This window comes from Caulobacter sp. GW821-FHT10F06, from assembly GCF_058809215.1.
In genome coordinates this window covers 627239-650975 of sequence record NZ_JBXASK010000003.1, presented here as the reverse complement: position 1 = coordinate 650975, position 23737 = coordinate 627239, and the positions used below count along the sequence as shown (strand labels likewise).

The window sequence follows — 23737 nt, the reverse complement described above, 5'->3', positions numbered from 1 at the left end:
TACGGCGCGCCCGTGCGGCTGATCGAGACCACGGTCGCGGTCAACGACGCGCGCAAGAAGGCGATGGCTGACAAGGTGGCCAACGCCATCGGCTCCGACGATCTGGCCGGCAAGACCATCGGCGTGTTGGGCGTGACCTTCAAGCCCAACACCGACGACATGCGCGACGCGCCCAGCCTCGACATCCTGCCGGCCTTGCAGGCCCTGGGCGCCAAGGTCCAGGCCTATGACCCCGAAGGCCGCCATGAGGCGGAGAAGATGCTGCCGGGCGTCGACTTCAAGGCCGGCTCCTACGAGGCCGCCGAAGGCGCGGACGCCCTGGTCATCCTGACCGAGTGGGATCAGTTCCGAGCCCTGGACCTGGACCGCCTGAAGTCACTGATGGCCACGCCCGTCGTGGTCGACCTGCGCAATATTTACAAGCCTAGCGAAATGGTCCGCCACGGCTTCACTTACGCCAGCATCGGGCGGGGCTGAGCATTTTTATTCCCGATTAGAGTGATGCGAATATGCTGGCTAAGCTCATTCAAAACCTGATGCGATTGATGTCCGTCCGGAAGGGCGTGGTCCTCGGTGCAAACGTTCACGTTGGGCCATTTTCAATTATATCCGCTTCGCGAAAGTTGGTGATCGGTGACAATTCATACATCGGAAAATTCTGCAGCATCCAGGTAAGTGGTGAGATTGGTCGTGGCGTTCTAATTGCCAACAATGTTGGTATTGTTGGGCGGCTTGACCATGAATACAGAATTCCTGGTGTTCCGGTCAGAGACGGTGTTTGGATCGGGTCGGACGATAGCCTTGCAAACGCACCGGAAAATCAGATCTCTATTGGCGATGATGTATGGATCGGCTTTGGAAGCGTTGTCCTGTCGGGTATTTCCATCGGTGAAGGCGTCATCATCGCCGCTGGTTCCGTCGTGACCAAATCCATAGAACCCTACTCGATTGTGGCCGGATCACCGGCTCGGGTTGTTGGGCAAAGGTTTGGCGGTGTTTTGGAGAACATCCAATTGCATCGTGAGATGTTGAGCAAGCGCTACCGTTCGTGAGAGGATTAGAATGAATACTCGACGTGTAGCCTATGTGTTTCCAGTATCTCACAGATTTCGTATTTCTTTTCATGAGCGACTTCGCGAGTTGCTCGCAGAGAAGAATGTTACGTACGACTATATCTATACGGACATTGATCCAGAGGGTAAGGGCGACACCGCTTCAGTTCCTTGGGGGACTGTTACCCGATTAATCAGGATCAAGGTTGGACCAATCAAACTATCCTATCAGGCTGCATTCAAGGCGAGCTACAGCGCGGATCTCGTTATATTGCAGCAGGAAAATGGATTGTTGGCGAACTATCCAATCCAGATCATCCGTAGGGTGATGGGAAAGAAGGTCGCTTTCTTCGGCCACGGTAAGAATTTTCAAGCGCCGAACCAAAACAGTATTGGTGAACGTTTCAAAAGGTTTTGGATCGATAAGGTCGATTGGTGGTTTGCCTACACCGAGAGGTCTGCGGATATCGTCGTATCTGCCGGATTTCCTCGAGATCGCATTACGGTTTTCAATAATGCAATTGACACTTCGGCTATTGGTGAGCATCGCCGAGGTATTGAAGATAAAGATATCTCGGAGCTACGCGAGGCGGAGTTTTGTGGCTCGACCAATATCGGAATTTATATTGGTGGTCTCTATGATCTCAAGCGTATCGCGTTTTTGATTGAGGCCGCGGAGGCCGTCAAGGCTCAAGTGCCGGATTTCCACCTCATCATCATCGGCGGCGGTCCCGACGCTCACTTGGTCACGGAAGCGGCGTCGAAGCATTCTTGGATTCACGCTAAGGGACCGCGCTTTGGGCGGGAGAAGACTTTGCTAGCCAGCCTAGGGAAGGTGTTCTTGATGCCAGGTTTGGTGGGGCTTGGTGTTGTTGACTCATTCGCCTACGGCACGCCGATGGTTACGGCGGCTCTGCCTTACCATAGCCCTGAGATTGACTATCTCGAGGACGGCAAAAATGGTGTGATCGTATCTGATCCCAACGATATTGATGCTTATGCAGGTGCTGTAAGCCGCATCCTCACCGACGATCCCTGGCGCCAGAAGCTCCAACAAGGCGGCGAAGAAGCTCTACGATTTTACACGATCGAGGCCATGGCCGAGCGGTTCGCCAAAGGCGTCCTTCGTGCGCTGGAAAACTGACTCGGGCAGTTCCTTCACTTGAAAGTCTGTAGCTCGTGTCCAGGCCTGCTAGGCTGCTTCACTCGGATGATTGCGTCGTGGACTTCAAGAATAGGCCTGCCACGACCAGCGTGTTGATGTTGTTCGCTAGCGTCATCGCCAGGATGATCCCCGTCAGCCCCATTGAAGGGGTCAACGCAGGCAGAAGTAGAGCTACGCTTGCAAGCGAGATCGTTTGACCGAGGAAGATGCGGCCAGTATTGCCCGAGGACAGCAATACGGCGTTGCATCCGAAACGGATCGATTCCAGAGAATAGCCGATAAGCGAAATCGCAATCGCTACTTTCGTAATGTGGTTGCCGACACGACCGAACAGCAAATGGAATAGAGGTTCGCCGCCCGCGATAACAAGCACTGAAAACGCTATCCCTGGCAGAGCATAGGCCGTGATAGCCTTCAGCGCGAGCGCACGGCGGGATTGGTCAGGCGTCTTGCGCAGCGATCCGGCGAATTTGGGTACAAGTATCGACGTCAGTACGTTGTTGACCTGCGTCAGCGGCACGACAAGTGTTTGAACGGCACGCAATGCGCCACTCGTTGCCGGGCCGAGGAAAAATGCGGCGACTGGTATGATGCCGAAGTTACCCATCCAGGAAAGGACAGCGGAGGCCGAGACCCAGCGCCCGGTCAACCAAAGCCGAATAGCCGACCATTTCACCATGCGCCGATTGGGTTTGGCAAAAAGATCGCGATTGCGTGCGCTCAACGCAGCGGCGGCGAAGCTGCCGCCAGCCAAGCATAGCATTGCGGTGCTCGACGATAGAGATCCGGTGAGGCGGGCCAAGCCCAAGCAGCCAAACGTCGTTAGGACGTTGACGATCGCGCAAATGGCCGCAGTGCGGCGCATGCCGTCAAGATAGTAGATGCGTCGGAAAACGTTCTGCAGTCGCAGTGCGAAGTACATGACGGCGGCGGCGCCCAGAGGCGCGCCAAGCCGATGCCCAATCAAACAAAGCGTTAAGCCCGCGAGCGCCGTAAGGAGCGCCAGGCCCAACGAGAAACTTGTCGAGATCAAAACGAGCGCAATGCGAAAGGCTGGCCTGTGCGTCGAGCCCAATCGATGAGCGACTGACGGAACAGCGTCGCCAAAAAGCCCATTTGACGCGACCTCCAAGAGGAGGGAAATGGCCCACGCAACGCTAAACCAACCGAAATCTTCTGGGCCTAGCGCGTGCGCGAGGATCAGCGTGACGACAAACGAGCTGCCGCTCAGCAACAGCTGTTCGATTATGCCAAACGACAAGAGGCCGCCCCAACGGTGGGCCATCCCGATAACGCGCCGAAGGCGGGCGCCGCGATATGATGTGGTCATTGACCGCCTACAGCCAGCCTATCATGGACTTGGCGCGCTCTCGCTCTGGGCGCAATGTTTTGAATTGGCTTCGGCGCAGAAGTGTCGTTGCTGAGGAATATAAACATCAAGAGAGCAGGATATAGACAGTTGTGAAGTGTAATATATACTTCATTCAAGCTCGATATTAGCATGAAAGTAGTTAGCGCGAGCGGAAGGTAATTGATCTCACCCGCACGCGAATTAAAACGGATCGACTTCCAAAGGGAAACGGCGAACATAACTGCATAGGCAGCGAGACCGATAGATCCGAAGTCGATGCCTGTCTGAAGAAATCCGCTTTCGAAATTGGTATAGTGTGAAAACATTCTGCCGTTGTTCAGGGTCAGGCCTGGCGCTTCTGGAGAAGGGCCGAAAAATTCCCCATAACCATATCCAGTTATAGGGTGTTGCTTAAAGTACATTACCCAGTTTTTATAAAGATAATCGCGCCCCGTAAAGGACATGTCGCGCCCAAACAATCCTAATATCTTATCAAGATTAAGATAAGAAATAAGCGCTGTTGGAGTGATGATTGCGGCAGATATGATGCCGACCGCATTCTTCTTTTTAATCAAGTCAACAAAAATGGTAAAAATTATCGCCACAATCGTCGATATCAACGGGCTTACGGCACCGGTCATAATCAAGGACAAAAATTGAAGCGTCGAAAATAGTGCAGTCAAAAAACTAAATTTTTTGTCGAGATAGATAATCTTAAACGCGCCTATCATCGCAGCAATACCAAAGAAAACACCAGCTTGATTTTTGTGAGGAAACATTCCGGAATAAACATCGAAGCCAAACATATTGCCGCGAGTTGACCAATTAAAATTACCCGCAAGATGTCGGAAAAAAGGATAAGCAAGTAGATGAACTATTACAATAAAGCATGCTAATCGGAAATAGACTTCCAGCAAATTTCTATATGAAAAGCGCATGGAGGCCCAGGCGGCGAAGAGAAACGTCATAAAAAACATAAGGAGTTTGATTGGTGTTCCCGAGGAAAAGCCATTTACCAAATAGGCATAGCCGCTAGCGCCGATGAAAATTATCGGAACTAGCAGTTTGGGTAGGATTTTCCACCCAGCTCTGAAGCAGTTTACAAAAAGAAGAAGATAAAGTGCGGCCCAGACGAATCTATAGGATGTGGATTCGCCGGCCTTTTGAATGCTGTCGGCGTTGTTGGCGTCCCCGAAGAAATAATAGAAACACGTACCCAGCATTACCAAATATAAATACAGAAATGCGACCTCAAAGGAACTGTTTTTTGGCTCTCCTTTGTCGGGAAGATTAAATATAGAAGCAAGCATTGCTGTATTCGCCTATCGCTTGGAAATTCTGTATGCGCTCGTCTATAGCCATTTTTGCTATTCGGTCTGGCTTGTGCGACTGAACAATCAGGTGTCCGTGACCTAAGCTCGCCAATCCCATGCACAATAGCAGATCGGCGCGCCCCTGCGACGTAGCCAGTGAAAAGCCGGCGACGGCCTCCAGGGCGGATTGCAAATCGCTACGTGCTGCGAACGCTTCATTGAGCAGTGGAAGGTTCCGGAGTACGCCGTGATAACTGCGTGTCATTTTTCCGTCTTCGACGGGGCGCTTTTCGTCAAGACGCCATTCAGTTTGTGTAGTTGAAAAAATAGACGGTAGTGAGGCGAAGTTAAAAAGATCTAGCTTTTGCGAACCCAATCCAACTGCGCCTATTTTTCCGCTCATCACGGCGTTCTGCAGCATTGAAATCAATTCATCAGTCAGATATTCCGCAGAAAATTCATGCATCAAAAAGATGTCTATTTGCTCGACACCTAAAATCCGCAGGCTATCCTCCAGGGAAGATCTAACTGTTGTGGGTTCGAACTGGCCGCGCGGCAGTGCAGCGCGCATCTTTCCACCAATGGCCTTTCGCAGGCCTGGCGTCAAATTCAAGGCGCGCCTAGCGAGGTTTCGCGCCAATCCTCCCAGCGCACTTGGAGGGGAAGGTCGGCCGATCCCCGCCTTTGTCGTGATGGTTGCCTTGTCCGCGCCGACGTCCTTTAGAAAGCGACCTAGGTAATCTTCGGCCACGCCGAGCCCGTACGAAGGCGCGACGTCAAAATGCCGAAAGCCCGAGTCCCAAGCCGAAATGAGCAGTTTTCTGCTTTCCGCATAGCTCAAGGAGCCGCCAATGCCGCCGCAGCCGAAGGAAAGCTGGCTGGTGGTGCGCCCATTTTGAAGTCGCGTCGAAATCATTGTCGACTCCGCAGCCGCTCCAAGAGACGAAGGCCCAAAGCCATGGCCGTTAGGGTGCAGTTCGGAAAGCCCGAAGACGGGATAACGGCTGCGCCAGCTATATAGATATCCGACGCGCCAAACACCTTGAGATCACTGTCCACTACGCCGCTAGACGCGCTTGTTCCCATGCGCGCGCCGCCCATTTGGTGGTTCGTGTCATCGCCCTCGCTCAGAAACGCAGGGTCGCGAGCAAGCAGTTTGGGATCAATTGTGATTTCTGCCAGGCCGGCCGAAGCCATCCCGTCGCGAATAAGTTCCGCTGTCGTGGCGACTGTCTCCAGCTCGGTGCCATCGACATCCCAGTGAACGTGCAACATGGGCACTCCCAAGGCGTCAGCCTCTGGCCGGAGGGACATCCGGCTGGTGCGTATCGGCGCCTGTTCAGTCGTAATTCTCAATGTGATTTTCGAACCGGACGGGTGAAACATCCGATTTGATCTAAGGTACCTATAAATAAGCGGTAGGGATACTTTCCACATTGCAATCAAATGTGCGGGAATTTTAAGTATATTTGGTGGCACCCTTCCGCTTTTTATTGACTTAATAAAGTGTTTAATATTTTCAGAATGTTGTTTATGGGATGATGTGTAAATAAATGCTCCGACTGATCCGAGTAATTCTTTTTTTCTTTGAATATTTTCGGATATTTTAATCTTCGGATTGTATTTATAACCGTCAAAGAAGATGTTCTCGAAGAGGTCGGAAAATCTCGCTTCATCAATTGGCTTCACGTCGGCGACATGAAAGTCAATATGATCAATATATCCACGGCCAAGCCATGAGTTGTCGGCCCACTCGGGCTTGGAACCATTGGTGTACGGGAGCATAAGTAGGCGGACAATTTCGAACGTGCCGCACGCCAGTATGTAATTTTTTGCTCGAACTATTCCAGTCCTGCCGCCGAACGTTCTGATGTGGAGTTCGTGGCGGTCGCCGCCTTCCATCTTCGAAAGGCCAATGACGTTGGCATGGATGATGATTTGAGCGGTCGCGCTGCGAATTTCTTTCTTGAAGTGGCGAGCAAGGTTGGCGGTGCGCACCCAGCGCGTAAAGAAGTATTCGAGATCGTCGCCGAGGGGCGGGGGAGGGGCCTTCGCGCGCGCCCAGACATCCTGATCGTTGGCTAGGCCTCCATCCATTTCCAAGAGGGTCATAGCCTTCTTGTAGAACGGATCCAGTGTCTCGCGATCGATCGGCCACCCGTCGCTCCCGATCCAGGAACGCTTTTCAAAAACAATAGGATCAAAGGGAACTAGTTGGCCGCCCCAAAAACTCGTCGTGCCGCCAAGCACGCGATATCGCCCTGAGTGAAGTCCATCAAGCTTGTGGCCACTATAGGTGGCGTTTTGGAAAATCGCTTGCGATTGGAGCTCCAGATTTTCGCCGCCAGCCTCGAGCACGACAACATGCTCTCCCCGACGAACCATATCCGCGGCGAGCGTAAGCCCGACTGCGCCGGCGCCGACGATCACGGTGTCGCAGTCAATAACTTGGCTGCACGCGGAGTCTTCGAAATCAATGATCATGGCTTCCGGTCAGATAGCCTAACTTGACGAGGCGAATGTTGTGGCCATATCGAGAAGCTCTAACTCGCGTCTACGACGTGCTTCGGCCTATCGATGAAACCATCAGCAAGACGAATTTTGGCGCCAAAATCAGATAGCGGCGCCAAAGCCGCTTGGGCTCGCTTATCAGCCTGTGCAGCCACTCCAATCCATTGTTTCGCATCCAGCGGGGAGCGCGCTCGACGGCGCCGGAATGAAAATCGAATGCTGCTCCAACACCGAAGAACACGCCTTTGCCAACGAAAGGCGCGGCCTTCATCATCCAATATTCCTGCTTAGGGCTTGAAATGCCGACCCAGATAAAGTGAGCACCGCTCCTTTTGATTTCTTCCAACTCAGCAATGACCGCCGGCGTGAGTTCGAATTCGGGACCGATATCCCTCATCGGCGGGCTGAAAACACCAGCAACCTTGAGCGATGGATAGCGCTCGCGAAGTTTGGCGACCATCAATTCGGCTACACCGGTCTTGCCGCCATAAAAGTAGTGGCTTTGGTCATTCTTACACGATGCTTCGCACACTGCGTCTAGAAGATCTGCGCCAGGCACTCGGCCAATTTCCTTGCCATAGCCCCGCAGCTTACCGACCCAGGCAAGCGGTGCTCCGTCAGCCACGATCATGTTGGCATGATTGTGGAGTTCCAGGAGCCCCGGATTTTCGACCGCCAGCATCAGACTCGCGACCTCACGTACAAATACAGTGCGCGCCTTAGGTTCATTTGCCCACTCAGACACAATTCCGGTGGCTTGAGGAAGCTTGACGAGGCTGATGGGGACGCCAAGCACCCTCATCTGCCGGTGACCGTCATGCATACGTAACTCAACCATTGCTAACGCCCCAAATCGTTGGTCAGAAACCAGCGATATGTTTCTTTCAAACCTTCAATCAAATCTGTCGTCGGGGACCATCCCAATCGCCTCAGGGTCTCGCCGCTCGTCAAGCGACGCGCGGGGCCGTCCGGCATGGATGGATCTGTTCTTATTGTTCCCTCGAAGCCTACGACATCGCAGATGTTTCGAGTCAGGTCGAGAATGGTGATGTCTTTTTCGCTCCCGACGTTGACAGGATCGCGTCCAGAGTAGTGTTTCATCATGAACACGCACGCGTCGGCGCAATCTTCAGCGTATAAAAATTCCCGACGTGGCGAGCCAGTCCCCCAAATCAGGATGTGGTCTTGACGGGCGATCTTTGCCTCGTGGATCTTCCGGATAAGCGATGGCACGACATGGCTGTTCTGTAGGTCGAATTTATCACCTGGACCAAACAAGTTGGTCGGCACGGCGCTGATGAAATCGCAGCCATATTGGTCACTAAACGACCGGCACAGCTGAATGCCAGCAATCTTGGCCGTTGCATAAGCCTCGTGTGTGGGTTCCAGAGGTCCCGTCATCAGGGCGTCCTCTGTTACGGGCTGGGCAGCAAGCTTGGGATAAATGCTACTAGATGCGATATAGAGAAGCTTCTGCACATCAAACCTGTGCGCCGCCTTGATGATATTCGCTGAAATCATCAAATTGTCATAGATGAACTCAGCGGGAAGCTGCTTGTTAGCGAGTATGCCTCCAACCTTGGCCGCAGCGATAAAGATCGCATCGGGCCGATTTTCTTGCATCCAGCGCTCGACATCGCTTTGACGGCGAAGATCCACAGTCGCTCTATCGGCGAACAAAATCTCGGAATTTTCGGACGCCAGGCGGCGGGCGATGGAGGAGCCGACCATCCCGAGATGGCCGGCTATCCAGACGCGTTTGCCGGACAATGAAAATTTCAGGGTGTCCGGCATCGCGTGTTAGGCGGCGTTTCGCATTACTTGGCGCTCGATCCACTCGTAGGTTTTTTCGAGACCGCTTTTGAGGCTCTCAGAAGGGGCCCAATTGAGCTTCTCCTGGATGAGCTGGTTATCCGAGTTGCGGCCACGCACGCCGGTGGGCCCATCAATGTGATGGATGTCGATTTTCTTTCCGGCGATGTCGGCTACCATTTCGACGAGCTGGTTGATGGTGACCATTTCGTCAGAACCAACGTTCACCGGGCCCTCGAAGTCGGATCGAAGGAGGCGGATGGTGCCCTCCAAGCATTCATCGACATAGAGGAACGAACGAGTTTGTAGGCCGTCGCCCCAGATCTGGATCGTATCGCCAGACTTGGCGCTTGCGATCTTCCGGCACATCGCGGCAGGAGCCTTTTCTTTTCCGCCCTGCCAGGTGCCTTCGGGGCCAAAGATATTGTGGTAACGCGCGACGCGGCATTCCATGCCGTAGTTGCGGTTGTAAGCGAGGAAAAGACGCTCCGAGAAGAGCTTCTCCCAGCCATATTCACTATCAGGAGCGGCGGGGTAGGCGCTGCTTTCCACGCAGTTGGGATTGTCGGGATCTTCCTGGTTGTATGCGGGGTACATGCAGGCTGAAGAGGAGTAAAAGACCCGCTTGATCGTGCGTTTGTGGCAAGCATCCGCGACGTTCAGATTGATTGTCGCCGAATTGTGCATGATGTCCGCATCATGCTCGCCAGTGAAGATATAGCCGGCGCCGCCCATGTCGGCCGCCAGTTGATAAACCTCGTCAAACCGTCGGTCGACCACTTGGCGCACGTTAGACGGGTCACGGAGGTCGGCGATTACGAAGTCATCTGCCTCGGTTTCCGCGTGTTCGTGGAACTTCAAGTCAACGCCGCGAACCCAAAAGCCTTCGCGTTTAAGACGCTTAACGAGGTGGCCACCGATAAAGCCGCCTGCCCCAAGGACCAGTGCTGTTTTCATAACCCCTCGCATAGAACATCAACAAAAACACAGGAGGCAGTAGCCTGCCTTATGGGTGAATATCAAGTCTCAATGACATTGATAGGTTGGCCAGAGTTTGGCTGCGTGGTTAGTAGGCTATTCGAAGGTGCGCCACATCTTCAAAGTGCGCAATTCATGAAGCTTTGCGCTTTTTTATGATTAACGGGCCCGGCTTATGTGGGCGCTCGGTTGGATCGACCTTTCCTCTTCGACGCTACTCGTGGGGGCTGCATTCCTTGGTCGCAACACGGGCGCGCGGGCCTCAGTATGCGTTTTTCGCGAGAAGCAGGTGAGGCGCCGTCATCAGCATGATGCGCGCATCGGTGAGAAGTGACCAATTTTCGATATAGGCGATGTCGGCCTGGATGCGCGCGCTCATATCCTCGATGGTTTCCGTCTCGCCACGCAGGCCCTTAATCTGCGCTAATCCCGTGAGGCCTGGACGCGCTTGGAAGCGCTGATTGTAGCTTGGGATCAGTGCGCTGTAATATGCGTCATGCGCCTGCGCGTGTGGCCGAGGTCCTATTAGGGACATGTCGCCTTTCAGGACGTTGAAGAGTTGTGGCAGTTCATCGATGCTTGTTGTGCGAATTATGCGGCCGGTCTTGGTGATCCGATCGTCTCCGCGCCTAGCTTGAACGATGTTGCCGTTCTCTTCGCAGCGCATGGAGCGCAATTTGTAGATCGTGAAAGTACGGCCATTCAGCCCGCCGCGTGTTTGGCGAAACAGTGCGGGGCCGGGGGATTCCAGCTTTATAAGCAGCGCCCATAGCAACAGCATGGGCGCAAAGAATATCAGCAGTCCCAAAGCGACGACGATATCGAACGCGCGCTTGAACGGATCTGAGGCTACTCGGCGGATGTAGCCAGTAGGCGCACGGCATTGGGTCGAATTTGGATCTTCCGACATGCGCGTCGTATAGCCGATGGTCATCCGGAAATTTCCGTCCATTTTGCGTGGGGTGAATTTCATTGATGACTCGGTGGGGCTATGGCGCTTGCCCTTCTGCCGGTCGATATCCAACCTGCTAGCTCACTTCTGGCTCGCAGCACAGCGATATTTGAGCTTTGTCGAGCAAAAATCCGAGCGTGATCAAATCTCCATCGAGCGGAGCGCGCTGCCAAGCCGTTGGTCATGTTATGTGGTGCAGGGACGGTTAGGTAGGTGAACAGGCCTCAAATAAAGTCGAGATTTAAAGGCTCTAGTTTTCTAGATGTTGTCGGCGGCGTTGCTCCAGGCTGCGGCGCAAGTTCCGCAAGCACGTATCAATTAATCGTCGAACGACGACGAATTTATAAAGCGAGGCGCTCAGGCGTTCACAACTCATTCGCCGAGCCATTGGGAGACGGCCCGCCAAGCGTAAAAAAGCGCCCGCGACAAAGGCCGCGAGCGCGTTAGATCGCTTACCCGAACAAAGGCACCGGTCCTCGGCCGCCGCCATTCCACGTCGACCAGTTGGGGAAGACGTAGGGTAGGTCCGAAGCGGCCACGCCGTACCACTGGGCGATGGCGCCGATATATTCCTCGGTGGCGATGCTGGGGATCCAGCGGCCGTCCGTGGCGGCGTCTTCGGGGCCGCCGAAGGACATGTCCGGATAGCGGCCATGCACCTTGCGCGAGGCCAAGGCCGAGCCGAGCACCAGGTGGTTCGAACCCCAGGCGTGGTCGGTGCCGCCCTGGGCGTTGCCTTTGAACACCCGACCGAAGTCCGACATCGTGAACGCCGTGACGTTATTGGCCAGGCCCAGCGCCTTCATGGCGTTGTAGAAGCCCGCCAGCGCCATGGCGAGGTCGGCGTAGTTGGTGTTGTGCGTCGCCAACTGGCCGGTGTGGGTGTCGTATCCGCCTTGGCTGACGAAGAACGTCTGCTTGGCGTGACCCAGGGTGTTGCGGGCCTCGATCATCCGCGCCGCCCGCAGGAGCTGGCGAGAGATGTCGGACGTCAGGGCCGCATTGGTGGTCGGGTTGACGAAATATTTGTCGACCACCGAGGTGGTGGCGCTGACCACGGCGTTGGCCGCGACGGCCTGGGCGTAGGACGAGGACATGCCCTTGCTGGTCAGGTCGGTCATCACCCCGAACGTCGACGCGTCCGAGAAGGTGTCCAGCGCCAGCTGGCGCGCCTTGACCGCCGCGTCGGTGCTGGCGGCGTTGTAGCCGTAGCGGGAGATCGAGCCGGTCGAGGGCAGGACCAGCGGCGAGGTCCGGTCGCCGATCAGGGCCAAGCTCGAGCCGGCGACCGAGATCAGCGGTGGGACGTCGGTCTTGGCGGCCTTGTCGAGGATCCGGCCCATGAAGCCGTTGGTGTTGGTTTCGCGGGTGCGGCCGCCCATCCACTGGTTCTGCTGGTCCTCGTGGGACATCAGGTTCAGCGGGCGCAAGTCGGCGCGGCTCGTGTAGAGGCTCTTGGTCAGCGGCTGATAGAGCGTGCCGGTGTTGAGCACGACGCTGAGCGCGCCGTCGTCCCAGGCCGACTGCAGGGGCGCGAAGGCCGGGTGGAGACCGAACGGCGTGCCGCTGAGCGACATCAACGAACTTTGCTGCAGGGCGACGCCCGAGCCGCGTTGCGACGCATAGGTCGAATAGCGGCTGTCGGTCGGCACGACCATGTTCCAGGCGTCGTTGCCGCCGAACAGGAAGACGCCGACCATGGCGCGGTAGTTGGAGGTGTCGGCCAGGGCCGCCGAAGCGGCGAACTGACCGAGGGCGGCGGCGGCCGAAGCACCGGCGGCGAGCCGGCCGAGATCACGACGAGAAATGGACATGGCGGTTACCGGTCGACTTGGAATTGCGGGGAGGAGGTCACGATGTAGAGCGCGGTCCAGATGCGCTTGCGCGTCTGGATGGTCGGGTCGCTGTTCTTGACGCCGGCCATGGCCGAGGACAGCGCCTGGCGTTGGGCGGACGTCATCGTGCCGTTGAGGAAGATGAGGTTCAGGCTGTCGAGCAGCTTGGTCTCGTCGGCGGCCAAGGCTTCCCAGGCCGACCAGTTGAGCTCGGTGCCGACCGCACCGGGGATCGCTGTCTGCGGCTTGAAGTCGTAGCGGATCGGATCGCTGCCAAGGGTCCAGTCATAGGCCACGTTGTGACGGTTGATCACCGTCGCGGTGGTCATGACCTTGCTGACCGGGCTGACCTGACCGCTGCCCTGCGGCAGTGGGAAGTCGTAGGGATAGAAGTTGAAGACCGACGGCGCGCGGAACGGGCTCTGGCCCAGGTTGCCGTCGCGATAGTAGAAGGCCCAGCCGTCGGTCTTGAAGCCGAAGGCGCGGCCGATGCTGGTCAGGAACAGCACCGGCTCCTTGACCTTGCCCGGCGTCGCGGCGGAACCGCGAGCCTCGCTGTCGGTCAGGATCGCGCGCACCACGGCCTTGAGGTCGCCGCGCACGCCCGATCCGTTGTTGGCGAACACCGCCGAGACACGCCCGACATATTCGGGGGACGGGTTGGCCATCACCAGCTGCTGGATCAGGCGCTTGGAGATGAACGGGCCGGTGTTGGGGTGGTTGAAGACGGCGTCGACCACGGCGTCGACATTCTGCTGCTGGGTTGCCGTGGCAGGCACGGTGACGCCCAGGAAGGTCTTGCTGCCGGTGTCGAACCGGTTGCTGACCTGGATCATCGGCTTGGTGTAGTCCTTCTTGGCCCAGTCCGAGATCGTGCCGCCATCGAGACGGGCATAGGTCCAGCCCGTTAGGGCGCGAGCCACTTCCTTGACGTCGGTGTTGCTGTAGGTGGCGATCGCCGCGCCGTCGGAGCCCAGCTTGGGCGTGCCGTCGGCGTTCAGCATCGCGGTGCCGACCGAGAACAGCTGCATCAGCTCACGAGCGTAGTTCTCGTTGGGTGCGGTCTTGCCGCTGTCGGCCATGTCCAGGAAGTCGCCCATGAACGGGTTCATCGACACGGCCGCCAGGATGTCGCGATAGTTGCCAAAGGCGTTGCTGAGCAGGATCTGGTTGAACGTCGCCAGCCCCGCGGTCGAGTGGACCTCCATGTCCGAGGCCACGACGATCTGCGACAGGGCGAAGGCCACGCGTTGGCGCAACTGGTCGTCCTTGTGCAGCGCGTTGGAGTAGAAACGCATCGACACCGGCTGGACGCTGAAGTTCACGGCCCAGCAGGTGCTGAGTTCCGTGCCGGTCTTGCCGTCGCAATAGGTGGTGATCACCGGGCTGGTGGTCAGGTCGGCATAGGTGCTGCCGCTGGTGGCGAACTGCTCATCGATCCACGCCGCCGGTGTCTTCAGCGCCACGATGTGATCGATCAGCGCCTGGGTCGGGCCGAAGGTGGCCTGCTTGGCCAGGCGCGAGGCTTCGGCCGGCGTGATGTTGGCCACGGCCGGGGGCAGGGTCGGCGCCGTCGTGGTGTCGCCGCCATTGATGGAGGCCGGACTTTTGTCGCCGCTGCCGCTGCTGCCGCCGCCACCGCCGCAGGCCGCTAGGAAGAGCGCGGCGGTAAGGCTCGCCGCTGTCCCGAAATACTTGATACGCATACACAATTCCCCGATCACGCCTCCGCGGGAGGCGCGTTGAAGTTTCGAATGAAGGAGGGTGAAACCGTCGCTAGCGATCGATGAAGACGATCTCCCGGACGGAGCGAACGCCGTTCTGGCGGTGAAGTTGAACGAAGACGTCGAGGACGCCGCGCACGTGGTCGACCACGTCCTGACGTCGCAGATTGGCGCCGGCCTGCAGGGCCATCAGGGCCAGCTGATCGATCGCGCCCGCCGGATTGTCGGCGTGCACGGTCGTCATCGAGCCGGGATGGCCGCTGGAAACGGCCCGCAGGAAGCTGAACGCCTCGGCGCCGCGCAACTCGCCCAGGATGATCCGGTCGGGTCGCAGGCGCAGCGAGGCCTGGAGGAGGTCTTCGGCGGTCACCCGCGCCTCGCCCTGTTCGCCGCGAACGGCGACCAGGCCGACGGCGTTGGCGTGCGACAGGCGGATTTCCGGCGCGTCCTCGATCACGATAAGGCGTTGATCCGGAGGAACTTCCTTGAGAAGCGCATTCAGGAACGTGGTCTTGCCGGTCGAGGTGCCGCCGCTGATGACGATGTTCTTGCCGGCGCGAACCGCGGCGGAGAGGAACTGCTGAATGTCGCCGCGATCGAGCATGGCGCGAAGCGCCGCGTCGGGTCGCTCGCGCGTTATGGTCGCGCCGACGAAGGCGCCGGCCGCGGCGTAGTCCGCCAGGTTGAGGTCGGAGACCACATGCTTGCGGATGGCCATGGCCAAGTCGCCGCGCGTGGCGGGCGGGGCGACGATCTGCACGCGGGCGCCGTCGGGCAGGACGGCCGACAGCAGGGGATGTTCGCGGCTCACACCCTGGTGGGAAAGGCTGGCGATCTGGCGCGCTAGGCGCCAGAGGCTGGTCTCGTCCAGCGCGGGAACGGCGATGCTTTCCAGCCCGCCGCCCAGACGCTCGATCCAGAGTTCGCCGGGTTTGTTGACATAGAGGTCCGTGACGGCCGGCTCGGCCAGCCAAGGGGCCAGCGGAGCCAGATAGGCCTCGAGATAGGCTCCCAGGGAAACGTGCGCGGTCATGACCTGCCGTTCCGCACGCTGGAGAAGTCGAGATCGCGGGCCACGAAGATCGTCACCGGCGCACCCTGGGTGGTCTGGATGGTCGGCGCCGCGCCTTGGTCGGTCTTGACGACCGCGCCCGCCAGGCTCGCGGCCTCGGCGGCCGAGCCGATATAGATCTGTGACGTGCTGCGCGTGTTGCCGACCGCCGCCACGCCGGCATTGAGCACCGACATCAGGATCGAACCGCCGAAGCGGCTGAAGAAATGACGGTCGACCTTGCCCTCGAGGCCGCCCCGACCCAGCGGGTCGGCGGCGGGAGACGCAATCTGGATCGAGACGCCGTCGGGACGGATCACCCGGCTCCAGATCACAAACACCCGCGACGCGCCCATGGCGACGCCGGACTTGTACTGGCCGATCACCCGGCTGCCGCGCGGGATCAGCACCGTCGAGCCGTCGAAGCTCTTGATGTCGCGCGTGACCATGGCGCGGGCCAGGCCGGGCAGGTCGGAATTGATCGCCGTCTCCATGACCGCCGGGATCACCGCGCCCTGGGGCACAATGGCGTCCAGGTTGCGCATGGCCACGGCCCGGGCCGGCTCGGCTTCGCTCATCGCGATGCGATCGGCGAACTGCTCGTCGGCGCTCAAGCCGGGATCGGCTGCTTTGCCCATGGCCGTTGGCGCGACACCCTCGGCGCTGGTCCTGACTAGCGTCGCGGGGCGGTCCGCGCCGCCGAAGTCGACGACGAGGCTGGGGGCGTGGCGACGTTGTGACAGGTCGACCGGCGAAGCCGCGCTCGTCATCAGCGCCGAGGTCGATGTCGGCGCGCCGATCATCTGCGGGGCGGGCAGGCTGTTGTTCTCGGTGAACTGCGGCGCCGGCACCGCATAGAGCGGTCCGCTGGCGGGCAGGGGCTGGGTGGTGACTGGCGCGATGCGCGCGACCGCCGCCTGGGCGACGGGGCGCGGCTCGGCGTGAGCCGCCGTGCGGTTCGCCGACATCCACATGAAGAGGCCGACGCCCATCACGCCAAAGCCGGCGACGATCACCGCCGTGGGAACACCGGCGTTGGCGCGGGCGACGACGGGGCGGGCCACGGCGTCGGCGGTCGCGAGATCCTCGACGATCTGGGCGTCCTGGCGGGGGTCTTGGTTCTGGGCGCTCATCCGACCTTCTCCGAGCGGGCGTTGAAGGCGCCGTTGACGACGGTGACGGCGGCCTTGCCGCTGCGCAGGACGAAGCGGGGAGCCAGTTGGTCGACGACGAGGTAGCCGTCGCGAACCACGGCGTTGGCCAGGCCCTCGACGCCGTCGGCGCCGACCAGGAACACGGCCGGCAGATCGGCCTGTTGCGGCCAGGCGAAATAGGTCGCGGCGCCGTCGTCGAAGACCCGGGTCGGCTGGATCGCCGCCGGACCTTGCACGCTGTAGGCGCTGTTGCGGGCGACCGGCGCGGCGGGCGCCGGCGGCGGCGCGATCACGGCGACGGGAGCCGGCTGTGGAACCAGAAAGCGCACCACATAGGCCAGGTCACGGGTCGAGGCCTTGGGCGGGGCGACCACCAGTTCGAAGACATAGCGGCGGCGGTCGGTGACCACGGTCATGTTGGTGGCGGCCGTGCGGTCCAGCGGCTTGAGGAACAGCAGGTTGGCCTTCTTGTTCGGCGTTACCTGCCAGCCCAGCGCGTCGCCGATCGAGACGTTCTCGATCCGCTCGTCGGCGGCGAATTCCAGCATCGTCTGGATGCCGAAATAGCCGGTCAGACGCACGACCTGGTCTGGGTCATAGGCCATGGTGCGGATGCGCGGGTCCACGAGCCCGGGGCGCGGGGCTTCGGACGCCAGGGCCGGAACGGCCAGGGCGCTGCCGAGCGCCAGCGCCAGAAGCGCGGCTTGGGGGCGAAAAGCGGGGAAGGTCACTGGTCTCTCCGAGCGCCGGACGCGGTGCGGCGCGGCGCGGGGTTGCGGCGATAGCTGGTTCCAAGGGGGGCGGCGGCGAGCGTCGACGGCGCGCCGACGTCGCGGTTCGAGACAACGGTCAGCAGGCGAGGGCCGATGGGGCCGTTGCTGGAGGGGGCGGAGGCCTCGCGGCGATCCAGGGCGACGGCGGCGGCCGCGATCGTGGCCGCGCGGCTGCGGGGCTCGACCTCGGACGAGACGTAGCGCGCGGTGTCCTGCGTGGCGGCGACGTCGCGTAGCGGCGAACCGGCCAGGCCGCGCGGAAGCCGCAGGCCCGCGGCGATGACGCCCAGGGCGATAGTCGCCAGCACCATGACCATGCCGAAGACAGAGGTCAGGGTCAGCACGGCGATGGCCGGCCCGATGTCGAACTCGGCGAACTGCTGGAGCGTCCGCATCTCGGCCAGGGCCTTCAGCGGCGAGGCCAGAATGGCCAGTTCCAGCGACAGCGCCAGCGTGGCGACCATCGGCGTCAGGGCCAGGGCGATCATCGCCTTCAGCCAGCCTTCGACCAGGCCGCGGGTGGCTTCGAACAGCAGCAGGCCGGCGATCACGGGCGCGATGGCCAGCAGGATCGCCAGGACCACCTTGCTGGCCAGGACCAGGCCCAGGGTGGATAACAGCATGATCATGCCGCCGCCGTTGACCGCGAAGGCCGCGAAGCCCGGACCGCCCTGCAGCGTCGCCTCGCGAGAACCCGCTCGGCTGGCGAACTGGGCGGCCGACTTCTGCAGTTCGTCGAAGGCGCTCTGCAGGCCGGCATAAGGATCGCTGGCGCCCTGGCCCTGAAGTTGGCCCAGAAGCAGGCCGCCGATCTGGGCCGGAGCCTTGAACAGGGTGTCGTAGACCAGGGTCTGGAACAGCGACCAGTTGGTGGCCAGGGCCACGACCAGACCGATCTTCAGCACCGAAATCGTCACGTCGCCGATTTTCAGGCCGGCGCGGCCCAGCAACAGGCGATAGCCGATGAAGGCCACGTACAGCGTGAGCAACGAGGTCAGCAGGGCGCCGACCGGCGAGCCGGGCGCGGCCAGGCTGGCGTAGCCGACCTCGGCCAGGCCATGGACCTTGCAGTCGACGGCGCCGAGCAGGCCCTGGACCATGGCGGCATTGTCCGCGACGGGGCAGGCGAGCGTGGTCATGCCGCCAGCTCCAGCAGCTTGGTCATCCAGTTCTCGGGCTTGTCGCCAAGCTGTTCGCGCAGGATGTCCAGCTTGCGCACGGTCTTCTCGCGGCCCGAGAGCACGGTGAGCAGTTCCGGCGCGCCGGCCAGGTTGAGGCGGGCCACGACGCTGTCTGTCCCATGCTTGATCAGGAAGCAGCGCGCGGTGTCGGGCAGGCTCTTGACCAGTTCGAACTCATGCTGCGTCAGACCGAAGCCGTCGCAGTAGTCCTTGGCCTGGGCCTTGGGATTGGCCATGAAGATCTGCGTCGCGGCCTGCTCGATGATCGCGCTGGCGATGCGGCTTTCGAGGGCGTCTTGGGCGCTCTGGGTGGCGAAGCCGACCACGCCGTTGCGCTTGCGCAAGGTCTTTTCCCAGTCCTTGATCCGGGCCACGAAGACGTCGTCGTCCAGCGCCTTCCAGCCCTCGTCGATGACGATCAGGGTCGGATGGCCGTCCAGGCGCTGCTCCACGCGGTGAAACAGGTACATCATGGCCGGGGTCCGCAGCGACGGGTCGTCCAGCAGTTGGGTCATGTCGAAGCCGAGCGTGGCCTGGTCGAGATCCAGTCGGTCGGTTTCGTTGTCGAACAGCCAGGCGTGTGCGCCGGCGCCATGCCAGGGGGCCAGGCGCGCGGCGATGTCGGCGGCGTCGGGGCGACGCGCGCCCTTGAACAGTTCCGCGAAGAACCGCAGGCGACGAAGGCGCGGCGCCTGGTCGAAGTTGGCGTCGACGGCGTCCTTGATCCGCGCGGTGTCTTCCGCGCTCAGGGTCTCGCCCGGAACGGTGACCAGTCGGGCGGCCCAGTCGGTCAGGAAGCGCCGATTGGCGGCGTTGTCGGGCAGGGCCAGCGGATTGAAGCCGGTCATCTGGCCGGGACGCAGCGTCTCGTAGCGACCGCCGATGGCGCGCAGGAAGATTTCCGCGCCCCGGTCCTTGTCGAAGAAGACGATGCGCGGATTGTACTTGCGGGCCTGGGCCAGCAGGAAGTTCAGCACCACCGTCTTGCCCGAACCGGACGGGCCGATGATCGTGAAGTTGCCCAGGTCGCCCTTGTGGAAATTGAAGTGGTACGGCCCGGCCGAGGTCGTTTCCAGCAGGGTGAGCGCCGGACCCCAGTGGTTGCCCTCCGCCTGGCCGACCGGGAAGTTGTGACCGCTGGCGAAGCCGGCGAAATTGGCGGTCGAGATCAGAGACTTGCGGGCGATGTCCTTGAAGTTGCCGGGGAACTGCGCCCAGAAGGCCGGTTCCAGGTTGATGTCCTCGCGCACAGCGATGGCGCCCATTTCGGTGAAGGCCGACATCACCTCGGCCGTCGAGCGGTCGAGGTTTTCCAGGCTTTCGCCACGCACCAGCACCGACAGGTGATGCTCGCCGAAGGCGGCGCGGCCCGAGACCACATCGTCCTTGGCCCGCATCAGGTCGGCGCGCAGGCTGATCCCGTCGTCGTCGGCCGCCTTCATGCGGCGCAGGGCCAGGTTCATCCGCTCCAGGGTCGGCTGGCGGTCGATGAAGCCGAAGCTCTGGGTGACGACCATCTCGCAGGGCAGGCGCAGCAGGTCGTCGAGGATGCCGGCATTGGTCTGGGCCGGATAATCCTTGATCGAGACCATGGCCCCGAAACCGCGCGCCAGGGCGCCGGCGCGCGACTGTTCCAGCGTCTCCAGGCCGAAGCTGACGCGGCGATAGGGCAGGTATTCGCCGGCGTCGCCCTGCGGCGCCAGGACCGGCCGCATCTCGCCATTATAGAGGCAGGACAGGAATTCGAGAGGCTCGGAGCAGCGGCCCGTCGCGCCCTCATATTGGCCGAGCACGCGCGCGCCATAGGGAGCCAGAGCCGAGATCAGGCTGTCGCGGGCGTTGTCGAGTTCGCGCAGATCCTGGGCCAGGGTCGCAGCGGCCTCGGCCTTGCCGGCGCCCTTCAGGCTGCGCAGGAAGCCGTCGATGATGCCGCCATGACCTTGCAGGGGACGACGCACGATCGTCAGGAACAGGTCGTTGACGTAAAGCTTGCGCGCGGCGAGACGCTCGCTCCAGGCGTTGTCGAGGTCCTGGCTGAAACCGTCGCCGAATGCGCCCTGGGTCTGGGCGTCGACCTGGCGGCGGACGATGTGGTGGTAGATGGCGAACCGCGAGGTCGACAGGCCGCGCAGCATCACGTCGCGCACGGCCTTGCGGTAGTTGAGTTCTTCGCTGTCGGCCGTCTCGAACGGGAGGCCGGCCAGGTGGATGACCTGGATCAGCAGGCCGTCCCGGGTTTCGAGCGTGCGCTCGTCCAGATGGCGGCCATAGGGCAGGCGCTTGCCCGCCGAAGCTTCCTTACGCGCCGTCACGGCTGGTAGCTGTTGCATCGCCACACTCTGAAATTGGGAACTCGGGGACAGCGGCTGACCTTCGTCAGCCAGAGATCGAAGATGCGCGGCTCGCGCAGGCAGGCCGCGTAGCCGATCACGTGGATCACCAGCGCCGCGGCGATCGCCCAGAACGACTTGGTGATCAGGAAGAGCTCGGCGGTGACCACCCCGTTCAGCACGAAGTAGCTGTAGGTGACGCCCGCAAACATCTGCGGTCGCGTCAGCGCGCTGAACACCACGTCGCGATCCAGCGGGGCGGCCATGATCAGACCGCTCCGCCCGACGCCGCGCGGATGCCGCTGACGATGGTGGTGGCGCCGAACAGGATGAAGCAGCCCAGGATGACGGTCGCCCCGTAGCGCCAGTTCAGGCGGCCGGTCAGCATCATGAAGCCGACGGCGGCCACGGCCATCACCGCCACGACGGTGGCGACGTTGCCGAGCAGGGTGCCTTGCAGCCACTGCACACCGGCCAGCAGCGCGCCGGAGCCTTGCGGGTCGGCCTGTACGGCCTGGGCGTGAGCCTGGCTGGCGGCGACCGTCAGGACGGAGGCGAGGGCGGTCAGGCGGCGATCGATGAACTTACGCATCAGTAGGAAGCTCCAAGGGCGGGAAGAGCGGCGAGCGAGGCGCCGCCGGCGGCCATGCGGCCGAGGATGGAAGAGACGTAGGCTTGGGTTTCGGCGTAGGGCGGCACGCCGCCGTGCTTGAGCACGGCGCCGGGGCCGGCGTTGTAGGCGGCCAGGGCCAGGCGGACGTCGCCGCCGAAGCGGTTGAGCATCTGGCGCAGGTACATCGCGCCGCCCTTGACGTTCTGGGCCATGTCGGAGGGATCGACGCCGAGATCGCGCGCCGTGGAGGGCATCAGCTGCATCACGCCGACCGCGCCCTTCGACGAGCGGGCGGTGTGGTGGAACCGGCTTTCGCGCCAGGCGACGGCCTCGATCAGCTTCGGATCCAAGGCATAGTCGGCGGCGGCCGAGGTCAGGGCCAGGCGCACGTCCTGCGGCGCGGCGGCGACGATCGCCGCGGCGGGCGCCGACGCTTCCAGCGTGCGGGCGCCGTCGTTGGTGAACACGGCAGGGCCCTCGAACCGGGTCACCTGGCCTTCGTCACCGATCTCGAGCACCTGGGCGGCGACCGGCCCGCCGAACAGGCAGCAGGCAGCGATCGCCGCCAGCAGCGCCTGGCGGGCAGTTGTGAACGTCAAGGACGCCCCCTTGGGTCTTGGGTTCAAATCAGTATGGTTAACTGATGTGTATAGCCCCTAGGGCGCGCCCGTAATGCGGCAGGACATCGCAACTAAGCTCAATGGATATTGAGTCCTTTGCAGAAAACATTGAGGAATTTGCGGTGACGCTTCCGAAGCGTCGGAAAGTAGACTTAATTATATTGTTAACAACAAGTAAATGCGTGATTAAACGTTGAGCAGATTGGATAATTTTTGACCGTCAGAGGCGCGAGGGCCTTGCTGCGATGGGAGAGACCAACCGAAGCTTCCGGGAACGCAACCCGCGAGCCAGGGGTTAATCGGCTTCGCAAAAAGGAAACCCTATGAAAGCGACCTTAGCGATCGCCGCCTTCATGGCTGGCCTTGGCCTCTCGGACCGTTGGCCGGAAATCTGGATCGAGACCTGGGCCAAATCCAGCGCCGCGCTGATGGCTCAGCCCGTTGTTCAAACGGCGCCGCAAGCGTCCAGGATTTCAGCCGGCTAGTCCTCTTGCGAGTATAGTCAGCAATACTCGAAGCGGACTTTACAGTTCGGGCTGATCACCGCCCAGGCGTTCGACTTCCTCGGCCAGAGCGTCGACATCGAGCACTACCAGCGTGCGGCCGTTGCGGGCGACCAGACCTCGCGCCTCAAGCCGCTTGCATTCCCGGGTCACCGCTTCGCGCTGGGCGCCGACCAAGGCCGCGATTTCGGCATGGGTCGGCACAGGCGAGAGCGTCGCGCGGTTGTCGACCACGCCGGCGGCCACGGCCATCCGCAGGATTTCCATCTGGGTGCGGCAGGCGGCCGAAACCGCGTTCAGTTCGAAGACCCGCGCGCTGAGCGAGCGCACGATCGCCGCCATGTCCTCCATCAGGGCGCGGCCGAAGCCCAGCGAGCCGCCCATCAGCTCGTTCACCAGCCGGTCGGGCAGGCGTCCCATCTGGCCATTGGTCATGGCCATGATGTTGGCCGATCGTGGCAGCTTGTCGATCGCGGCGATCTCACCGAAATAGCTGCCCGGGCCCAGGCGGCGATAGCCGACTTCGCGACCCGAACGGGCGTACTGGTTCACCAGCAGAGAGCCCTCGACGACGATGTACATCGCGCCGCCGGTGTCGTGACGCTGAACCACGAGCTCGCCGCGCGAGACGTTGAACCACTCGATCCGGCTGATCAGGCTTTGCTGTTCGGCCTCGCCCATATAGCGGAAGAGGCGGCAGGCCTTCAGGGTTTTGCGGCGCAGATCCATGGACGAGGGCGCTGAGGGCGGCGCGACGCTTTCGGCGACATCGAGAATGTCCATACTCGCCGCTCCATGAGTCGCGAACGGGGGAGGTGA

General features: G+C 60.8%; 22 protein-coding genes. 3 read left to right on the top strand and 19 right to left on the bottom strand.

Annotated features, from left to right (window positions below):
* From AC1RUS_RS09380 to AC1RUS_RS09370, 3 genes are all read left to right on the top strand, one after another.
* Positions 1-477, top strand: a 477-nt coding sequence (locus AC1RUS_RS09380) for a UDP binding domain-containing protein (RefSeq protein WP_492915274.1), incomplete at its 5' end; no start/stop codon positions are given.
* Between the two features lie 32 nt (positions 478-509).
* Positions 510-1052, top strand: a complete 543-nt coding sequence (locus AC1RUS_RS09375; protein ID WP_492915272.1) for an acyltransferase — start codon at positions 510-512, stop codon at positions 1050-1052.
* A gap of 10 nt (positions 1053-1062) precedes the next feature.
* Complete coding sequence (locus AC1RUS_RS09370; RefSeq protein WP_492915270.1) at positions 1063-2196, top strand: glycosyltransferase family 4 protein; 1134 nt, start codon at positions 1063-1065, stop codon at positions 2194-2196.
* A 58-nt stretch (positions 2197-2254) separates the two neighbouring features.
* Here AC1RUS_RS09370 and AC1RUS_RS09365 read toward each other — a convergent pair whose 3' ends face one another.
* From AC1RUS_RS09365 to AC1RUS_RS09275, 19 genes are all read right to left on the bottom strand, one after another.
* Positions 2255-3547: an MATE family efflux transporter gene (locus AC1RUS_RS09365; RefSeq protein WP_492915268.1), complete on the bottom strand. Its 1293-nt coding sequence runs from the start codon at positions 3545-3547 to the stop codon at positions 2255-2257.
* Positions 3544-4878 carry an O-antigen ligase family protein gene (locus AC1RUS_RS09360; RefSeq protein WP_492915266.1) on the bottom strand — a complete coding sequence of 445 codons (1335 nt, stop codon included), beginning with the start codon at positions 4876-4878 and terminating at the stop codon, positions 3544-3546. The genes AC1RUS_RS09365 and AC1RUS_RS09360 overlap by 4 nt, the downstream gene beginning before the upstream one ends.
* The gene (locus tag AC1RUS_RS09355) at positions 4859-5797 is read right to left on the bottom strand and encodes an aldo/keto reductase (RefSeq protein ID WP_492915264.1); all 939 of its coding nucleotides are present in this window, start codon (positions 5795-5797) and stop codon (positions 4859-4861) included. Before AC1RUS_RS09355 ends, AC1RUS_RS09360 begins: the two co-directional genes overlap by 20 nt.
* A complete protein-coding gene (locus tag AC1RUS_RS09350; protein WP_492915262.1) occupies positions 5794-7365 on the bottom strand; it encodes an FAD-dependent oxidoreductase in 1572 nt (523 codons plus the stop codon). Before AC1RUS_RS09350 ends, AC1RUS_RS09355 begins: the two co-directional genes overlap by 4 nt.
* Positions 7366-7435: 70 nt before the next feature.
* Complete coding sequence (locus AC1RUS_RS09345) at positions 7436-8230, bottom strand: WecB/TagA/CpsF family glycosyltransferase (protein WP_492915260.1); 795 nt, start codon at positions 8228-8230, stop codon at positions 7436-7438.
* 2 nt (positions 8231-8232) lie between these two features.
* Positions 8233-9186 carry a GDP-L-fucose synthase family protein gene (locus AC1RUS_RS09340; protein WP_492915258.1) on the bottom strand — a complete coding sequence of 318 codons (954 nt, stop codon included), beginning with the start codon at positions 9184-9186 and terminating at the stop codon, positions 8233-8235.
* A 6-nt stretch (positions 9187-9192) separates the two neighbouring features.
* A complete protein-coding gene (locus AC1RUS_RS09335) occupies positions 9193-10161 on the bottom strand; it encodes an NAD-dependent epimerase/dehydratase family protein (protein ID WP_492915256.1) in 969 nt (322 codons plus the stop codon).
* 283 nt (positions 10162-10444) lie between these two features.
* A complete protein-coding gene (locus AC1RUS_RS09330; protein WP_492915328.1) occupies positions 10445-11092 on the bottom strand; it encodes an exopolysaccharide biosynthesis polyprenyl glycosylphosphotransferase in 648 nt (215 codons plus the stop codon).
* 494 nt (positions 11093-11586) lie between these two features.
* Entirely contained in the window at positions 11587-12948 is a 1362-nt protein-coding gene (locus AC1RUS_RS09325) for a DUF1501 domain-containing protein (protein WP_492915254.1), read from the bottom strand.
* A gap of 5 nt (positions 12949-12953) precedes the next feature.
* Positions 12954-14675: a DUF1800 domain-containing protein gene (locus AC1RUS_RS09320; protein ID WP_492915252.1), complete on the bottom strand. Its 1722-nt coding sequence runs from the start codon at positions 14673-14675 to the stop codon at positions 12954-12956.
* Positions 14676-14745: 70 nt separating this feature from the next.
* Positions 14746-15726: a P-type DNA transfer ATPase VirB11 gene (gene virB11 / locus AC1RUS_RS09315; protein WP_492915250.1), complete on the bottom strand. Its 981-nt coding sequence runs from the start codon at positions 15724-15726 to the stop codon at positions 14746-14748.
* Positions 15723-16877, bottom strand: a complete 1155-nt coding sequence (locus AC1RUS_RS09310) for a TrbI/VirB10 family protein (protein ID WP_492915248.1) — start codon at positions 16875-16877, stop codon at positions 15723-15725. The genes virB11 and AC1RUS_RS09310 overlap by 4 nt, the downstream gene beginning before the upstream one ends.
* A complete protein-coding gene (locus tag AC1RUS_RS09305; protein WP_492915246.1) occupies positions 16874-17629 on the bottom strand; it encodes a TrbG/VirB9 family P-type conjugative transfer protein in 756 nt (251 codons plus the stop codon). Before AC1RUS_RS09305 ends, AC1RUS_RS09310 begins: the two co-directional genes overlap by 4 nt.
* The gene (locus AC1RUS_RS09300; protein WP_492915244.1) at positions 17626-18810 is read right to left on the bottom strand and encodes a TrbL/VirB6 family protein; all 1185 of its coding nucleotides are present in this window, start codon (positions 18808-18810) and stop codon (positions 17626-17628) included. The genes AC1RUS_RS09305 and AC1RUS_RS09300 overlap by 4 nt, the downstream gene beginning before the upstream one ends.
* Positions 18807-21182, bottom strand: coding sequence for a VirB4 family type IV secretion/conjugal transfer ATPase (locus AC1RUS_RS09295; protein ID WP_492915242.1), 2376 nt, complete (start codon positions 21180-21182; stop codon positions 18807-18809). The genes AC1RUS_RS09300 and AC1RUS_RS09295 overlap by 4 nt, the downstream gene beginning before the upstream one ends.
* Positions 21161-21448 (bottom strand): VirB3 family type IV secretion system protein, encoded by a 288-nt coding sequence (locus AC1RUS_RS09290; protein WP_492915240.1) that lies wholly within the window; start codon positions 21446-21448, stop codon positions 21161-21163. Before AC1RUS_RS09290 ends, AC1RUS_RS09295 begins: the two co-directional genes overlap by 22 nt.
* Positions 21449-21450: 2 nt before the next feature.
* Positions 21451-21774 carry a TrbC/VirB2 family type IV secretion system protein gene (locus AC1RUS_RS09285; RefSeq protein ID WP_492915238.1) on the bottom strand — a complete coding sequence of 108 codons (324 nt, stop codon included), beginning with the start codon at positions 21772-21774 and terminating at the stop codon, positions 21451-21453.
* Positions 21774-22394 carry a lytic transglycosylase domain-containing protein gene (locus AC1RUS_RS09280; RefSeq protein ID WP_492915236.1) on the bottom strand — a complete coding sequence of 207 codons (621 nt, stop codon included), beginning with the start codon at positions 22392-22394 and terminating at the stop codon, positions 21774-21776. The genes AC1RUS_RS09285 and AC1RUS_RS09280 overlap by 1 nt, the downstream gene beginning before the upstream one ends.
* Positions 22395-22939: 545 nt before the next feature.
* Positions 22940-23701 (bottom strand): Crp/Fnr family transcriptional regulator, encoded by a 762-nt coding sequence (locus tag AC1RUS_RS09275; RefSeq protein ID WP_492915234.1) that lies wholly within the window; start codon positions 23699-23701, stop codon positions 22940-22942.
* Positions 23702-23737: the final 36 nt, after the last annotated feature.

Coding starts and splice junctions, on each gene's coding strand:
- AC1RUS_RS09355 (WP_492915264.1), bottom strand. CDS start 5,797: ATGATTTCGACGCGACTTCAAAATGGGCGCACCACCAGCCAGCTTTCC.
- AC1RUS_RS09365 (WP_492915268.1), bottom strand. CDS start 3,547: ATGACCACATCATATCGCGGCGCCCGCCTTCGGCGCGTTATCGGGATG.
- AC1RUS_RS09300 (WP_492915244.1), bottom strand. CDS start 18,810: ATGACCACGCTCGCCTGCCCCGTCGCGGACAATGCCGCCATGGTCCAG.
- AC1RUS_RS09320 (WP_492915252.1), bottom strand. CDS start 14,675: ATGCGTATCAAGTATTTCGGGACAGCGGCGAGCCTTACCGCCGCGCTC.
- AC1RUS_RS09275 (WP_492915234.1), bottom strand. CDS start 23,701: ATGGACATTCTCGATGTCGCCGAAAGCGTCGCGCCGCCCTCAGCGCCC.
- AC1RUS_RS09350 (WP_492915262.1), bottom strand. CDS start 7,365: ATGATCATTGATTTCGAAGACTCCGCGTGCAGCCAAGTTATTGACTGC.
- AC1RUS_RS09325 (WP_492915254.1), bottom strand. CDS start 12,948: ATGTCCATTTCTCGTCGTGATCTCGGCCGGCTCGCCGCCGGTGCTTCG.
- AC1RUS_RS09335 (WP_492915256.1), bottom strand. CDS start 10,161: ATGAAAACAGCACTGGTCCTTGGGGCAGGCGGCTTTATCGGTGGCCAC.
- AC1RUS_RS09295 (WP_492915242.1), bottom strand. CDS start 21,182: ATGCAACAGCTACCAGCCGTGACGGCGCGTAAGGAAGCTTCGGCGGGC.
- AC1RUS_RS09290 (WP_492915240.1), bottom strand. CDS start 21,448: ATGGCCGCCCCGCTGGATCGCGACGTGGTGTTCAGCGCGCTGACGCGA.
- AC1RUS_RS09340 (WP_492915258.1), bottom strand. CDS start 9,186: ATGCCGGACACCCTGAAATTTTCATTGTCCGGCAAACGCGTCTGGATA.
- AC1RUS_RS09345 (WP_492915260.1), bottom strand. CDS start 8,230: ATGGTTGAGTTACGTATGCATGACGGTCACCGGCAGATGAGGGTGCTT.
- AC1RUS_RS09375 (WP_492915272.1), top strand. CDS start 510: ATGCTGGCTAAGCTCATTCAAAACCTGATGCGATTGATGTCCGTCCGG.
- AC1RUS_RS09370 (WP_492915270.1), top strand. CDS start 1,063: ATGAATACTCGACGTGTAGCCTATGTGTTTCCAGTATCTCACAGATTT.
- AC1RUS_RS09310 (WP_492915248.1), bottom strand. CDS start 16,877: ATGAGCGCCCAGAACCAAGACCCCCGCCAGGACGCCCAGATCGTCGAG.
- AC1RUS_RS09285 (WP_492915238.1), bottom strand. CDS start 21,774: ATGCGTAAGTTCATCGATCGCCGCCTGACCGCCCTCGCCTCCGTCCTG.
- virB11 (WP_492915250.1), bottom strand. CDS start 15,726: ATGACCGCGCACGTTTCCCTGGGAGCCTATCTCGAGGCCTATCTGGCT.
- AC1RUS_RS09360 (WP_492915266.1), bottom strand. CDS start 4,878: ATGCTTGCTTCTATATTTAATCTTCCCGACAAAGGAGAGCCAAAAAAC.
- AC1RUS_RS09330 (WP_492915328.1), bottom strand. CDS start 11,092: ATGTCGGAAGATCCAAATTCGACCCAATGCCGTGCGCCTACTGGCTAC.